Source organism: Fontivita pretiosa (assembly GCF_050410795.1).
GTDB lineage: Bacteria > Planctomycetota > Phycisphaerae > Tepidisphaerales > Tepidisphaeraceae > Fontivita > Fontivita pretiosa.
Window position 1 is genome coordinate 4,939,442 of the sequence record NZ_CP191258.1, and the last position, 15,221, is coordinate 4,954,662.

11 protein-coding genes are annotated in these 15,221 nt (G+C 65.1%); 9 read left to right on the forward strand and 2 right to left on the reverse strand.

Annotated elements, in window-relative coordinates; genetic code table 11:
- Positions 1–205 precede the first annotated feature (205 nt).
- The 7 genes from ACQS5P_RS19990 (at position 206) to rpiB (ending at position 10,854) form a co-directional block, all read left to right on the forward strand.
- A complete protein-coding gene (locus ACQS5P_RS19990; RefSeq protein WP_428938384.1) occupies positions 206–1,708 on the forward strand; it encodes an MFS transporter in 1,503 nt (500 codons plus the stop codon).
- Positions 1,709–1,720: 12 nt separating this feature from the next.
- Positions 1,721–3,544, forward strand: a complete 1,824-nt coding sequence (locus tag ACQS5P_RS19995; RefSeq protein WP_428938385.1) for a NirA family protein — start codon at positions 1,721–1,723, stop codon at positions 3,542–3,544.
- Positions 3,541–5,193 (forward strand): sulfite reductase subunit alpha, encoded by a 1,653-nt coding sequence (locus ACQS5P_RS20000; RefSeq protein ID WP_428938386.1) that lies wholly within the window; start codon positions 3,541–3,543, stop codon positions 5,191–5,193. The genes ACQS5P_RS19995 and ACQS5P_RS20000 overlap by 4 nt, the downstream gene beginning before the upstream one ends.
- Positions 5,193–7,319, forward strand: a complete 2,127-nt coding sequence (locus ACQS5P_RS20005; protein ID WP_428938387.1) for a molybdopterin oxidoreductase family protein — start codon at positions 5,193–5,195, stop codon at positions 7,317–7,319. Before ACQS5P_RS20000 ends, ACQS5P_RS20005 begins: the two co-directional genes overlap by 1 nt.
- A gap of 106 nt (positions 7,320–7,425) precedes the next feature.
- Positions 7,426–9,006, forward strand: a complete 1,581-nt coding sequence (locus ACQS5P_RS20010) for a hypothetical protein (RefSeq protein ID WP_428938388.1) — start codon at positions 7,426–7,428, stop codon at positions 9,004–9,006.
- Positions 9,007–9,176: 170 nt separating this feature from the next.
- On the forward strand, positions 9,177–10,280 hold the full coding sequence (locus tag ACQS5P_RS20015; protein WP_428938389.1) for a Sua5/YciO/YrdC/YwlC family protein: 1,104 nt from the start codon (positions 9,177–9,179) through the stop codon (positions 10,278–10,280).
- Positions 10,281–10,407: 127 nt separating this feature from the next.
- Entirely contained in the window at positions 10,408–10,854 is a 447-nt protein-coding gene (rpiB, locus tag ACQS5P_RS20020) for a ribose 5-phosphate isomerase B (RefSeq protein ID WP_428938390.1), read from the forward strand.
- 31 nt (positions 10,855–10,885) lie between these two features.
- On the opposite strand, the gene ACQS5P_RS20025 is transcribed toward rpiB, so the two are convergent.
- Positions 10,886–12,136, reverse strand: a complete 1,251-nt coding sequence (locus ACQS5P_RS20025) for a hypothetical protein (RefSeq protein WP_428938391.1) — start codon at positions 12,134–12,136, stop codon at positions 10,886–10,888.
- Positions 12,137–12,220: 84 nt separating this feature from the next.
- Positions 12,221–12,622 (reverse strand): phosphoribosyl-AMP cyclohydrolase, encoded by a 402-nt coding sequence (gene hisI / locus ACQS5P_RS20030; protein WP_428938392.1) that lies wholly within the window; start codon positions 12,620–12,622, stop codon positions 12,221–12,223.
- A 201-nt stretch (positions 12,623–12,823) separates the two neighbouring features.
- On the opposite strand from hisI, the gene ACQS5P_RS20035 reads away from it, so the two are divergent.
- Positions 12,824–14,005, forward strand: a complete 1,182-nt coding sequence (locus ACQS5P_RS20035; RefSeq protein WP_428938393.1) for a phosphoglycerate kinase — start codon at positions 12,824–12,826, stop codon at positions 14,003–14,005.
- Between the two features lie 42 nt (positions 14,006–14,047).
- Complete coding sequence (rpe, locus tag ACQS5P_RS20040) at positions 14,048–14,728, forward strand: ribulose-phosphate 3-epimerase (protein WP_428938394.1); 681 nt, start codon at positions 14,048–14,050, stop codon at positions 14,726–14,728.
- Positions 14,729–15,221: the final 493 nt, after the last annotated feature.

Here is a 15,221-nt window from a genome sequence, read left to right on the forward strand (position 1 = left end):
CGCGTTCATGCGCCGCCGCTTGCCGGGGGGAAATGCTTACGGGTTGCGCTTTTGAGCCTGGCGTGCCTGTTTCCTGAGCGCCGCCGCGGCACACACCTCGTGCGATCGAATTGGCATCCCCTGTTTTACCGGCAGCGGTGAGCACGGCACGGACGTTGCAGCCGCTGCGGCGGTGAACCAAACGCGCGGATCGGAGAGCCGCGCCATGCACTGCCGCCGGCCCGCTGCACGCTGGACAACACTGCATCTGACCTGGATCGCCTTTTTCCTCACGTTCGTCGTCTGGTTCAACCTGGCGCCGTTCCAGAGTTCCATCGGACGGGCGATGAACCTTACCGAGGCGCAACTGGCGGTGCTGCTGATCTGCAACGTGGCGTTGACGATCCCGGCGCGGATCGCGATCGGGGCCATGGTGGATCGCTTCGGACCGCGTCGCGTGTACACCTGGCTGCTCGTCGCCGCCGCCGCACCCTGCATCGCCGGCGCGCTGGCCAGCCAGTACTGGCAACTGGTCGTTTGCCGGCTGCTGGTCAGTTGCATCGGCGCCGGTTTCGTCGTGGGGATTCGGCTGGTGGGGGAGTGGTTCCAGGCCGACGAGATCGGGCTGGCAGAAGGGATCTATGGCGGGCTTGGGAACTTCGGGATGGCGGCGGCGACGTTCGGGCTGCCGCTGATCGCCGGGGCGTTGGGGTCAGGCGATGGCTGGCGATGGGCGATGATCGCCAGCGGCGTCGCCTGCGCGCTGTACGCGATCATCTTTCATCGACTGATTCGTGATGTTCCTCCCGGCGAGCAGTTCCGCAAACCCGGATCAGCCGGCGCGCTGGAAGTCTGCTCGCGCGGCGAGTTGCTGGGGCTGCTGCTGGTGCAGTTGCCGCTGGTGATGTCGATGGGCGTGCTCACCTGGAAGCTGGTCAGGGTGGGCCTGTTGCCGCCCATCGCCAGCTACGCCATCTACCTGATGCTGGGCGTGCTGCTCGTGTGGCAGGGCAGGCGGATCGTGCGCGCCAACCTTGGGATGTGGCGCCGCCAGGCGCAGCTCGATCCGGGCGAGCGGTACTCGTTCTGGCAGGTGGTCATCCTCTGCCTGTGCTATGCGGTGACGTTCGGCGGCGAGCTGGCGGTGGAGAGCATGTTGCCGGCGTACCTGGAGCGAATGTTTGGCGTGTCGGTGGTGGTGGCGGGAATGCTGGGCGCGGGCTTTGCCCTGGCCAGCCTCATCGCCAGACCGCTGGGCGGCTTGCTCGGAGATCGACTGGGGCGGCGGCCGATCATGATCGCCTGCCTGGGCGGCTCAACCCTCGGCTTTGTCGCGCTGGCGATGATCGATTCGAGCTGGCCGCTGTGGCTGGTAATGCTCACGGTGGTGCTGGCCGGCTTCTTCCTGATGGCCGGCAACGGCGCCAACTTCTGCATCGTCCCGCTGCTGCGCAAGCCACTGACCGGGCAGATCGCGGGCCTGGTCGGCGCGTATGGCAACGTCGGAAGCGTCGGGTTTCTGCTGGTTCTGTCGCTGGCCGGTCCGATGGCGTTTTTCGCGACGCTGGTCGCGGTGTCGGCGGCGGCATTCGCGTGTTGCCTGCTGCTGCGCGAGCCGGCGACAGCGAGCCTCAGAGCATCGACCACTTTGGACCACACAGCCGAGACTCAGTCCCGGACACAACCCGAGCCGGCGCCGCTTGGCGGCCTGTTGCCCGAACCGGCGTGAGCGAGGTGCGCGATGATCGGCGAGGCATTCAGCGAAGAGCAGAAGCATTACCTGGATGGTTTCGTGCATGGCAGCGGTCTGAGTCAGGCACTCAGATCGCTCCCGGTGCCGGCTGCGACGTCGAGCGATGCGGCATCGCCCGGATCCGCAACCCGGGCAGTCCAGAGCCTTGATCCGAACCTGGCGGCGCAGGATCGGGCCCTGGCCGCGGGTGGCAAGCTGTGCGCCGAGGAGCAGGCCAAGCGTCGCATCGGTCATGGGCTGGACATCTGGGATGAAGTGCTGCGTCACGCCCGCGACGGACGCTACCCCAGGGGAACCGACGTGTTCCTGTTCAAGTTTCAGGGGCTGTTCTATGTCGCGCCGGCGCAGGATTCGTTCATGTGTCGCCTGCGACTGCCAGGGGGGATCATCACGTCGCATCAGTTTCGAGGGGTGGCGGCGCTGGCCGAGCAGTTCGCCGGTGGATTTGCCGATGTCACGACCCGCGCCAATCTCCAGCTCCGGCAGATCAGCGCCAAACACACGGTGGAAGTGCTGATGGGTCTGCACGAGATTGGGATCATCAATCGCGGCGCCGGGGCGGACAACATTCGCAACATCACCTGCTCGCCGACAGCGGGCATCGATCCGCAGGAACTGATCGACACCCGGCCGCTGGCGCGGGCGATGCACCATCACATTCTGAATCACCGCGAGCTGTATGGCCTGCCACGGAAATTCAACATTGCCTTTGACGGCGGCGGGCGCGTCAGCGCGCTGGAAGACACCAACGACATCGGCTTTGCCGCGGTGAAGCTGGATGGTCAGGTGGTCTTTCACCTGACGCTGGGCGGGATCACCGGGCATCGGGATTTTGCCCGCGGCACGGGAATCGTCGTTGCGCCCGAGGACTGCATCGCCGTCGCCGACGCCATCGTGCGGTCGTTCATCGACCACGGCGATCGGACGGACCGCCGCAAGGCCAGGCTGAAGTACGTGCTGGAGCGAATGGGGCTGGAGGCGTTCATCGCGGATTTCGAGAAGCGTCTTTCGAACAGGCTGCGGCGAGTGCCGATCGAGCAGCTCGAGCCCCGGCCGGCTGTGGATCGGCTTGGGCACATCGGCTTTCATGAACAGAAGCAGCCGGGGCTGCACTACGTGGGCGTCGTGTTGCCAGTGGGACGAATGAACTGCGCGCAGATGCGCGCGGTGGCGTCGATGGCGGATCGATACGGCAGCGGCACGATCCGGTTGACCGTCTGGCAGAACCTGCTGATTTCGGACATTCCCGCACACCACATCGAGCAGGTCGAGCAGGAGCTTGAACAGGCCGGGCTGACGTGCCGCGCAAGCAGCATTCGCGCGGGGCTGGTCGCCTGCACCGGCAGTGCCGGATGCAAATACGCCTCGGCCGACACCAAGCAGCACGCGATGCAGATCGCCGAGCATCTGGAATCGCGGCTTGAGCTTGATGTCCCGATCAACATTCACCTGACCGGCTGCCCGCATTCGTGCGCGCAGCACTACATCGGTGACATCGGATTGCTGGCGACGAAGGTGCCGGTCGGGCAGGAGATGCTCGAGGGATATCACGTCTTCGTTGGCGGCGGATACGGCGCCGAACAGGCGATCGGTCGCGAGGTTTGTCGCAACGTGGTGGCTGAGGATGTCCCGGCCACGGTCGAGCGAATGCTCCGGGCGTATCTGTCGAACCGCGTATCGCCTCAGGAGACCTTCGCGCAATTTGTTCGGCGAATGTCGAGCGACGAGCTGAGCAGGTGTTTTGGCATCGAACAACAGGGCGGTCGCAGGCCGTCTGATCCTACAGAAGCAGTTGAGGGAGTCGTGTCATGACCATGATCGCAAGTCAGCCGATGGCAATGATGTCCGTTCCGATCTTGCCGGAATCGGCGCCGTTTACCGCGGCGCAACGGGCGTGGCTGAATGGGTTTTTCGCGGGGTTGATGAATCGCGCATCAATTGCGGGACAGGTCCCGATCGACGCAGCGACAGCACCTGCGGAGGCGGAGGAAGCATCCGACGATGCGATGCCATGGCACGACCCGGCTTTGCCCATGCAGGACCGGCTGAAGCTGGCTGAGGGAAAACCGCGGGCACGGGTACTGATGGCGGCGATGGCGCAGCTCGACTGCGGCGCCTGCGGGTACGTATGCAAGACCTACGCCGAAGCCATCGAACGAGGCGAGGAAACTGACCTGACCCGCTGCGCGCCCGGCGGCCTCGAAACCGCGCGAAAGCTCAAGGAGCTTGTGGCGATGCTCCCGGCCGATCAGGTGATGGTTGGCGGCAAGGCGATGTCGGCGATTCGTGCGTCGGTCGGCTCGCCTGCTGCTGTGGCGGCACCTGCCAGGCCCGCTTCCGACCGCCGCCACCCCTTCGCCGCGCGATTGCTGCGGAATCAGCCGCTGAATGCGCCCGGATCGGCCAAGGATACGCGACTGATCGTCTTCGACCTGCACGGCAGCGGGCTGACCTACAAGCCTGGCGATGCAGTGGGAGTGCTCCCGGAAAACTGCCCGCAAGTCGTCGACTGGGTGCTGGAGAAACTGGACGCCAGCGGCGCCGAGACGGTCGTCTCGCCTGATGATCATCCGATCCCGCTGCGCGAGGCGTTGCTGCGTCACTACGGAATCACGCAGTCGCCACGCAGCGTTGTGACTCTGCTGGCTGAGCATGCGGGCAACCCGGCTCATGCCGCGGCGCTTCGGGCGATGCTGGATGAGGCAGGTCCGGGCGTGCCGGAGGGGGTTGAGATTCTGGACCTGCTGGCACAGTTTCCGTCGGCGCGTCCGCCGATCGAGGCCTTCGTCAAGGCGCTGCGTCCGCTTCGACCGCGCCTTTACTCGATTTCTTCCTCGCCCAAGGCGCATCCCGATGAGGTGCACTTGACGGTCGGCGTGGTGCGATATGTCAACAGCCTGGGCCGCCAGTGCAAGGGGGTGGCCTCGACGTATCTGGCCGAGCGTCTGCGAACCGGGCAAAAGGCCAGGATCTTCATTCACGCATCGCATCACTTTTCGCCGCCTGCGGATCCGAATGCGCCGATGATCATGGTCGGTCCGGGCACGGGCATCGCACCGTTCCGGGCATTTCTTCAGGATCGCGCCGCCGAGGGAGCGCGCGGACGCAACTGGCTGTTTTTCGGCGATCAGCACCGCGAGCTGGACTTTCTGTATCGCGAGGAACTGGAAGCCTGGCTGGTCAAGGGGGTGCTGAGCAGGCTGGACACCGCCTTTTCGCGCGATCAACCCGAACGAATCTACGTCCAGCATCGCATGCTCGAGCGTGCGCGTGAGATCTGGTCGTGGCTTGAGGATGGGGCGCACTTCTACGTCTGCGGCGACGCGCGGCGCATGGCGCGGGATGTGGATTCGGCGCTGAAGCGGATTGTCGCCGAGCAGGGGGGCATGTCGGCGGAGGCGGCGGCGGGTTACGTGTCGGATCTGGCCCGGTCGGGGCGCTACGCCCGGGACGTGTATTGATGCTGGGATCGAGCAGACGGGATGTCAGGACGCTTTGCCCGTACTGCGGCGTGGGGTGCGGGATCATCGCGACGACGGCGGAGCAGCGCATCGTTCGCGTTCGCGGCGACCCGGACCATCCGGCGAATTTCGGGCGACTTTGCCAGAAAGGCGCCACCGTGGCGCTGACCGTGCACGCGCCCAACCGCCTGCACTACCCGATGCTCCGCCAGGCCGATGGCTCGCTGGCGATCGTCTCCACCGAGACAGCAGTTGAGCAGATCGCCCGAAGCATTGAGCAGATCCTCCAGCACCACGGCCCCGGCGCCATGGGGTTATATCTTTCCGGGCAGCTCAGCACTGAATCACAATACCTGGCCGCCAAGTTCGCCCGTGCGTGCCTGCGGACCAACCACGTGGACAGCAACAGCCGGCTGTGCATGGCCAGCGCCGCCAGTGGGATGAGCCTGTCCCTGGGCAGCGACGGCCCGCCGACGTGCTATGCGGACATCGAGCTGGCCGACGCGTTCATGTTCGTGGGCTCCAACGCGGCGGAGTGTCATCCGGTGCTGTTTGACCGGGTGCGCGATCGCCTGCGCAGCGGCCATGCCCGGTGTGTGGTGGTCGATCCGCGCCGCACCTCCACCGCCGAAGCGGCGGATGTTCATCTGGCGATTCGACCGGGCAGCGACCTGGCGCTGCTGAACGGGCTGTTGCGACTGGCTCGTGATGCCGGTCGGCTTGATCGTTCATTCATTCAATCCAGCACTGAGGGTTGGGACGAGTTGAACGAATTGCTGGAGCACTATCCGCCGCAGCGCGTGGCAGAGCTGTGCGGAATCCGCGTCGATGGGCTGGCCAGCGCTGCGCGGATCCTGATCGAGCACGAGCGGCTGATCACGTTCTGGACGATGGGGGTGAATCAGACGATGCAGGGGACGGCCACGAGCAATGCGATCATCAACCTGCATCTGGCGACGGGCCGGATCGGCAAGCCGGGCTGCGGGCCTTTCAGTCTGACCGGCCAGCCCAACGCCATGGGCGGGCGCGACTGCGGGTACATGAGTCACGCGCTGCCCGGGCAGCGGCTGATCGCCAACGCCGAGCATCGCGCCTGGATCGAGCGTTTCTGGGGTTTGCCGCCCGGGCACATCCCGCCCGAGCCGGGATACGATGCGGTTCGGATGTTTGATGCGCTGGATCGCGGCGAGCTGAAGGGGATCTGGATCATCGGAACCAACCCCGCGGCCAGCATGCCCAATTTGCCACGGGTGCGTCGCGCCCTTTCCGAGGCTCGACTGGTGATTGTGCAGGATGCCTATCACCCGACTGAAACGACGCGGTTTGCGCACGTGATCCTGCCGGCGGCGGTGAATTTCGAGCAGACCGGCGTGTTCACCAACAGCGAGCGAAGGGTCACGCTGATGGAGCAGGTGGTCCCGCCGCCGGGGCAGGCCAGGCCTGACTGGTGGTGGATCCTGAGCGTTGCGCGGGCGATGGGATTCGAGCGGGGGATGCGCTTCACTTCGTCGGCGGAGATTTTCGACGAGTTTGCGCGCAGCACCGCCGGGCGACCCAATGACCAGAGCGCCCTGCACCACGAGCTGCTGAGGCGCAAGGGGCCGCAACACTGGCCATATCCGGCGCTGGGGCAGCCTTCGCCCAGACGGTACGTGCTGGGGCAGTTTCCCACCGTTTCAGGCAAGGCACGTTTCTGGGCGCACGATCACCGGATCCTGGCCGAACGCTCCGACGAGCAGTACCCGCTGATTCTCACGACCGGGCGGCTCATCAGCCACTGGCATACGCGCACCAAGACCGGACTGGTCAGGCAGCTCAACGAGCAGGCGGGGCAATCGTCACTGAGCATGAACCCTGCCGATGCGCAGAGCCTTGGGCTGTGCGACGGCGAGGCGGTGCGGGTGATCAGCCGTCGCGGGCATGCTCGCACGCGTCTGCGTCTTGATGCAACCCTCCCGCCTGGCGTGGTGTTCATGTCCATTCACTTCAACGACCTGTTCGCGCCCTGCGCCAGCCCCAACGAGGCCACGATCGACGACACCGACCCGACCAGCCGCCAGCCGGCACTTAAGTACTGCGCCGTTCGCGTCGAGCCGGAGGTCGCAACTGATCCGCCGATGACCTGAATCGCCCCCCAGCTCCGGTCTGACCGACGCGGAAACGCAAACGCGGCGGCCGGTCTGCGGGCATATACTGCACGAGGCGGGGCAGGCGATTTGAAGGGAGTCGGCGATGACGCGGGAAGAGCTGGGTAGCGCCCTGAGCGCGGTGGCAGAACGGCTGACGACGCTGATCGTGGAGGATGCGGAACTACGCGGTCATCTGCGTCGGCTGATCGAGGCGATTCTATCCATTCCGCCGGTCGCGCCGGCAGCAGGTCAAACCCATGAAGGCGGGGATGATTCGCAAGCCACGGCCGAGCCGGAAGCTGGCACGACCGACTCGCTGGCCATGGAGCAGGCGGCGATGCCCGCCGCGCCGACTTCGCCGACGGAATTGCCGTCGGTTCCGCCGCGAATCGTGCCGATTGGCCCGGAGCTGTTAGCGCCGACCGTCGCCGCCGAGCCGTCGCAAGCGGTTCCCCGCTGGCCGGAGGTTTCCGAGGCCGAGCTGGCATTGATCGAGTCGCGGTGTCGGCTCAAGGCCGAGGGCGCCCGCTGGGCGGCGATGCGCCGGCAGCGGCTGGCCGCCGGAGCCGACTTCCGCCTGGAGATTGAACCCCGCGACCGCGACATCATCGACCGCGCCAGAAAACTGCCGGATTGCTTTCTGTGGATGTGCAACCCTGGCAGCGACCCGGCCCCGGAGGATGCCACGCTGTACGAAGAACTGGCCGGCTGCTTTGATGCCGTGGCCTGCGGCGTGGCGCTGGTTCGCAGCCTGCTGGGCGAAACCAACGGGCAGCTTGGGTCGTTTGAGCAGGCGCTGGATCTTCTGGCCGAAGCCCAGTCGGCTCTGCGCGCCAGCATCCTCAGAATCGGCGCCTCGACCGATTCGGATCAGAACAAGGTCTTCTACTGGCTGCGCTCGACGGCGAGCAAGCATCAACTGTTCATTCGCCGCCACATGCGCGTGGATGATCCGGCCGATCCGGGAAACTGGCACGACATCATGGACCGGATCCAGCGGATGGATTCGGCGATTCAGGAGGAGCGGCAACGCCAGAAGCGACATCAGCAGGCGCTGGGACGCATTCGGTTTCACCTGGGGCAGCTTGCCAGGGACCACGGGGAGTCGTCGCACCACTGGAGCGTCATCGTGCAAAGCGTGCAGTCGCTGATTGAGGATGGGGTTCCTCCCAGTAATACGGCGATTCGTGAGCTGCTGCTGCCGGTGATCGACGAAGTGCCGGAGATGGACCTGCCCGACGGCTTTCGGCTGGTCATGCGGGAGATCGACCGCTATCTGGCGACGCGCCCGGGCGAGCAGCCCGCCGAATCCGCCGCTGAACCCACTGCCGAAGTAAGGGAGGCGGCGAGAATGCTGGCGGGCAAGACGGTGATTCTGATCGGCGGCGTGCCGCGACCGCACGCCCGCGAGGCGCTGATACGGTCCTTTGGCCTGAAGGACCTGGACTGGATTCAGGCCAGGGAGCACGAATCCATCGACAACTTCGAGCCGCACGTGGCCCGGGACGAGGTGGCGCTGGTGCTGCTGGCGGTGCGCTGGTCCAGCCACTCGTTCGGCGAAGTCAAACAGTTCTGCGAGAAGTATGGCAAGCCGCTGGTGAGGCTTCCGGGCGGATATAATCCAAATCAGGTGGCGGCTCAGATCATTTCGCAGGTAAGCCAGCAGCTTGCGGCCAGCCGATGAAACCGAGAGCATCCGGTGAACCCGCGAGCACCCTGGCGCTGCCGAGGAAGTTGCCCGGATTGTTGCTCGCCGCGGGCGGGGATGGGTTGCTTGACACTATTGTTTGAGCGTGCCGATAATCGCGCAGCAGAAGCTTGCGTGCAGGAACCATCGTCAGGAGCGTCGCGCGGATGCCGGAAGTGATACGGATTTATGAAGTAGGCGACTACGAAGCACAGATCGAGCGCGCCGCGGAGCGTTTGCGCGGCGGGGGGGTGGTGGTATTGCCAACGGAGACCGTCTACGGCGCCGCGGGGCTGCTGAGCCGACCCGACGCCGCCGCCAGGCTACGCGCCATCCGCAACGGCGAGGCGGCCAACAAGCCGTTTACCGTGCACCTGGCCCGTCCGGAACAGGCGAATCGATATTTGGGCCCGGTCAGCGAGCTGGGACAGCGGATGATCCGCAAGCTCTGGCCCGGACCGGTGGCGCTGGTGTTCGATGTGCCGGCGGACCGACGCGCGCAGGTGGCGTCGGAAATGCGGCTGGCCGAGCGAGACCTGTACGACGGTTCGCAGATCACGCTTCGCTGCCCGGACCACATTGTGGCCAGTGACATCCTGGGCAAAGTCGAGGGTCCGGTGGCGCTGACGCTTGTGGAGTCGGCGGACTGGCAGGCGCTGGATGCGAGGGTGGACCTGGTGCTTGACGCCGGGCCGACGCGATATTCCAAGCCCTCGACGATTGTGCGTGTTGTGGACGATCGCTACCAGATCGTGCGTGAAGGGGTATACGACCAGCGGATCATCGAGCGATTGCTTCGCACGACGGTGCTGTTCGTGTGCAGCGGGAACACCTGCCGCTCGCCGATGGCCGAGGCGCTGGCCAGGCGTGCCATCGCCAACCGGCTGGGTGTGCCGCCGGAGGAACTGGAAAGGACCAAGGGGATCAGCGTGGTTTCCGCCGGAAGCCTGGCGATGCCTGGCGCGCGGGCGACGCCGCAGGCGGTCGATGCGGTGCGCGAGCTGGGCGCGGACCTGTCACGACATCGCTCGCGGCCGCTCAGCGTTGAATTGATCCATGCCGCCGATCACATCTTTACGATGGGCCGGTCGCATGCCGCCGCCGTCACCGCTCTGGTCCCCTCGGCAAGGGACAAGACCACCCTCCTGAACCCCGAGGCGGACATTGAAGACCCGATCGGCGGGGACTCGGCGTTGTATCTGTCGCTGGCCAGGACGCTGGAGGAACTGATCGAAAAGAACGTGGTGGGCAGGGTGGTGCAGGCGAAGTGAGGGCCTGCGATCCTGTCCGGGGTTTCTGCCCTGCGGGCGGGCGTGGCATGGATGGCCGTCAAGGCACAAGGAGCGTCAATCAGGAATGTTCAGCGAGGACTCAGACAGTGACGATGGAGCGATCAGGATGAAGGTCGCGATTGCAAGCGATCACCGGGGATTCGCCATGAAGCACGTGGTGATCGACGTCGTGCGCCGGATGGGGCACGAAGTGCAGGATTTCGGGTGTGACGGCACGACGTCGGTGGACTACCCCGACTACGCCGCCCCCGCCGCCAGGGCCGTGGCCAACGGGCAGTGCGACGCCGCCATTCTGCTGGACGGCAGCGGGATCGGGATGACGATCGTGGCCAACAAGGTCAGCGGAGTGCGCGCCGCTGTGGCGCACGATGAGATGATGGCCCGCCGGGCCCGCGAGCACAACCACTGCAATGCGCTTTGCCTGGGAGCCGATCTGCTCAGCGAAGCGCAGATTCGCACAATCGTCCAGATCTTCCTCTCCACGGAGTATCAGCCGGGCAGGCATGAGCGAAGGATCGCCAAGATCCGGCAGATCGAGGCGCAGCAATGCTAGCCGCAGGTGGAGCTGGCAAGCAGCAGCGGGTTTACTTCCGATCGTCCCATCTGTCGATCATCGCATCAGCGGGCAATTGCGGTTGAATCCGCGCCGCCAGGCACAGGAGCAACAGAGGCACGAACCGGCCGAGCAGCATGGCGGCGGACAGAACGTACAACGTGCCGCCGACGTGATGGATGGCCTCGGGCCAAAGACCGGTGGTGCTGACGGCGCCGACGGCCAGGAAGAGCAGGTGATCACTACTGGTCCGCGGTTCGAGCACGATCAGCCCGATCGTCGTGGCCAGCACGATCAGGAGGTACAACCCGATCCAGGCGCAGGCCAGGCCAAAGCAACGTCCAGCGGTGCCGCCGGCAAGCAGGCGGAGGGTTTTCGCGGCAAACAGGAACAGTGCGGTTGCGGTCATTCCCCCGCCGGCGCTGCCGGCGCAGGCGCCGATCGACATCAGGATCATCAGGACCCATTGCGAGGCGGTGGTCAAGGATCCGGGCATGCTCATGGGTATGCCAGGGCTGCGGGTGTTGATCGCCTCAACGGAACCAAGCACCAGCGACTGGCCGATGGGCCTGCCGCCCAGGTGTTCCAGCACGACGATCAGGGCCAGCCCAAGCAGGTACGCTCCAGCCATGCAGGCCAGGGCGGCCAGCGTGTGCGGGTGGATGGGGCGTTTCTCGACGATGCTGGCGCCCAGATCCAGCAGCACGGCCACGCCCAGTCCTCCGACCACTGCCAGCGGCAGCAGCACCACATGCGTTCGCCATTCGTACACGCCGGGTGAATCGCCCAGGATCAGGCCCGCATTGCTGATGGCGCTGGCGGCGTGGAAAATCGCCTGCCGCATGTCCGTACCCTGACGGAGCAGAAGACTGGCGCCCAGCAGCACGCCCGCGGCGTAGATACAAAGCGTTGCGCGGATGATCTGAGCATCGCCGAACGGCAGTTGCAGGATCCGCCTGATTGCGCGGGCGCCGACGATCAGGATGACCAGCGCCGCCAACACCATCAGCCCCAGCACCATCGCCTGCCCCGTCGGTTTGAAGTCGGCGATGCGGGTATCCTGCTGGAAGCCGGTGAGGGTGACGACGTTGACGACGGTGAAGACGGCGCGGTCCAGGGGCATCTCCGTGCCCCGGGGCATGCCCAGCCCGCTTCGCAGCACGAGGAATGTGGCCAAAGCCCACAACGACAGGGCGACCAGCAGAGACCAATCCCGCAAGAGCAGGGGAGCATCGGTCGTTGACGCTGATCGATGCAGTCGCTGCACGCGTTGATGCTTCATCGTGATCGTTTCACTGCCGCGCCCGGGTCGTGAGCATCAGTGTGGCCGCGGTCTTCGCGCCCTTGTGCATGTTGCCTGCGATGCTCATCCCTTGCTCTTGCTGGCGTAGACGGCCTGCGGATCGAACTGGCGATTGAGAATCACCTTCCACTCGGATGCCCCGGGCTCGTATTTTCGATAGAAACAGCTTCGATACCCTTCGTGACAGGCGGCGACGATCTGCTCGACCCTGATCAGCACCGCGTCCTTGTCGCAGTCAGTGAGAAGCTCCTTCACGTGCTGAACGTGCCCGCTGGATTCGCCCTTCATCGCCAGTCGCCCGCGCGATCGGCTGTAGGTGTGAACCTTGCCGGTGGCCAGCGTCTTTTCCAGCGCCTCGCGATTGGCCCAGGCGAGCATCAGAACCTGCCCGTTGGCGTGATCCTGCACGATGATCGGCACCAGACCGTTGGAGTCATATTTGAGGCTGTCGAGTAGCGGGTCCATGGCGGTACTTGTCGAGCGGCGCTGCCGGTTTGTCAACTGCCGGACAGTGAGTCGCCGCCGCGGTGGGTATCCACCAGAGCCGAGCCCTGCTGGTGCGCGTTGGGTGCAGCTTGACTTGAAAGGCGCGCTTCGTAGCATCGCCGATGCGGGACACGCAGGTCCGCTGAATCGTCCGATGCTGAGAACAAGGAGTCGAAATCCATGGCCAAGAAAACCGTTGCCGACGTGGACGTGAGGGGAAAGAGGGTTCTGATGCGAGTGGACTTCAATGTCCCGCTGGAGAACGGCCGGATCACCGATGATCGCCGCATCACACAGGCGCTGCCGACCATCCGAAACGTGATCGACCGAGGCGGGCGGCTGATCCTCATGTCGCACCTTGGACGTCCCAAGGGCGGGCCGGATCCGAAGTATTCGCTCAAGCCGGTGGCCCAGCGACTGAGCGAGCTGCTGGGCAAGCCGGTGACGTTCGCCAATGACTGCATCGGGCCTGAGGTGGAGAAGCTGGTGTCGAATCTGCGGGACGGCGATGTGCTGTTGCTGGAGAACCTGCGTTTTCACAAGGAGGAAGAGAAAAACGACCCCAACTTCGCACGCCAGCTTGCCAAACTCGGGGACATCTACGTCAACGACGCGTTCGGCACGGCCCACCGCGAGCACGCAAGCACCTTTGGCGCGCCCCAGGCGATGCAGGGCAAGCCACGGGTCATCGGATTCCTGGTCCAGAAGGAACTGAAGTTCCTCGGCGACGCCATCAGCAACCCGCAGCGGCCGTTCGTGGCGATCCTCGGCGGGGCCAAGGTCTCGGACAAGATCCAGGTCATCCAGAGCCTGCTGGACAAGTGTGACACTCTGCTGATCGGTGGGGCGATGGCGTATACGTTCTTCCTTGCACAAAAGAAGCAGGTGGGCAAGAGCCTGGTCGAGCCGGATCAGGTGGACCTGGCCGCCAGCCTGCTGGCCCGCGCCGGCGGCAAGCTGAAGCTGCCCGTGGATACGGTGGTGGCGCCATCGATCGATTCCACGGACACCAAAGTGGTCGAAGGCAGCATCCCCGGCGAGCTCAGCGGCTTCGACATCGGCCCGAAAACACGCGAAATCTTCAAGGCCGAGATCGCAAAAGCCAGGACGATCGTGTGGAACGGCCCGATGGGCGTGTTCGAAAAGCCGCAGTTTGCCGAGGGAACCCGGCAGGTGGCGCAGGCGGTGGCCGACGCGACCCAGAAAAACGGCGCCACCAGTGTGATCGGCGGCGGCGACAGCGCCGCGGCCATCGAGCAACTGGGCCTCAGCGACAAGGTCAGCCACGTGAGCACCGGCGGCGGGGCGTCGCTGGAGTTTTTGGAAAAGGGACACTTCAGCACGATCGATATCCTGGATTGACCGGCGAGGTCGCAGACGCCGTCGCGTGGCCGGGAGCCCAGCGTGAAACGCCCACAACAGTTTCCGGGGACCCATCAGATCTCCGCGTCGATTCTTTCGGCGAACTTTGCCAGGCTCGGCGCGGAGATCGATGAGGTTCTGCGCGGCGGGGCTGATTTTGTGCACCTGGACGTGATGGACGGGCACTTCGTGCCCAACATCAGCTTCGGGCCGCCGGTGATTCAGTCGATTCGCCCGATCACTTCAACGTATTTCGACGCGCACCTGATGATCAGCCAGCCGCTGCGGTATGCGCCGGCGATCGTCGAGGCCGGCGCGGACAACATCACGTTTCACGCCGAGGTCGTTGACGATCCGGCGCGCGCTGCGCGCGAAATCCGAAAACTCGGCTGCCATGTTGGCATCACGCTGAACCCCGCGACGCCTGTGGAGCGGATCTGGCCGGCGATCGAGCACGTGGATGTCGTGCTGGTCATGAGCGTCGTGCCCGGCTTCAGCGGCCAGAAGTTCATGCCCGAAGTTCTGCCCAAGTGCCAGGCGATCAGAAAGCGGCTGGCGGCGCACCAGCGGCTGGAGATCGACGGCGGGATCAACGCCGCCACGATCGCCTCGGCGCGCGACGCTGGCGTCGATTGGTTCGTCGTCGCCAGCGCCATCTTCGACAGGCCCGACCGCGCCGCGGCCATCCGCGAGCTGCGTGAGCAACTCGACCGCGGAAGTTGATCTGCCAAACCACCGATGAACGCGGATGAACACCGATCGTTGCGGATCGGGGATTCAGGTTGATTGCTCTGGGCGGTGAGCGTGTGCCGAAGCACGCGAGCCTGCACGACGGCCGTCTTGCCTGCGCGGCGAGCCATCGCACGGACGGGACGCCTGACGTTAGTACACATTTCCGGGAGTCCTCGTCTTTGAGGCAGCAGAGCGGACAGGCGTCGCACCCGTGCTGAGTGGCATGAAGCGATGAAGAGCCCGGAGACCAGACTTTCGAATTCGATCGCACCTCGCATGGCCGGGACGGCCATGCCACAATTGGCGCGTCTCCGCTTTCATCGCACGCACCTGCGCGTCTGAGTGGAAAACGCGGGTGGTCCGAGATGTGAATGAACGTGCGGCGGGACGCATCTGACACAGAAGTGAAAAACCGAAGGCTCCACCGTCCTTGTAGACGCGCATTCACTCTGTGTGCATCTACGTGCATCTGTGGTTCGATCCT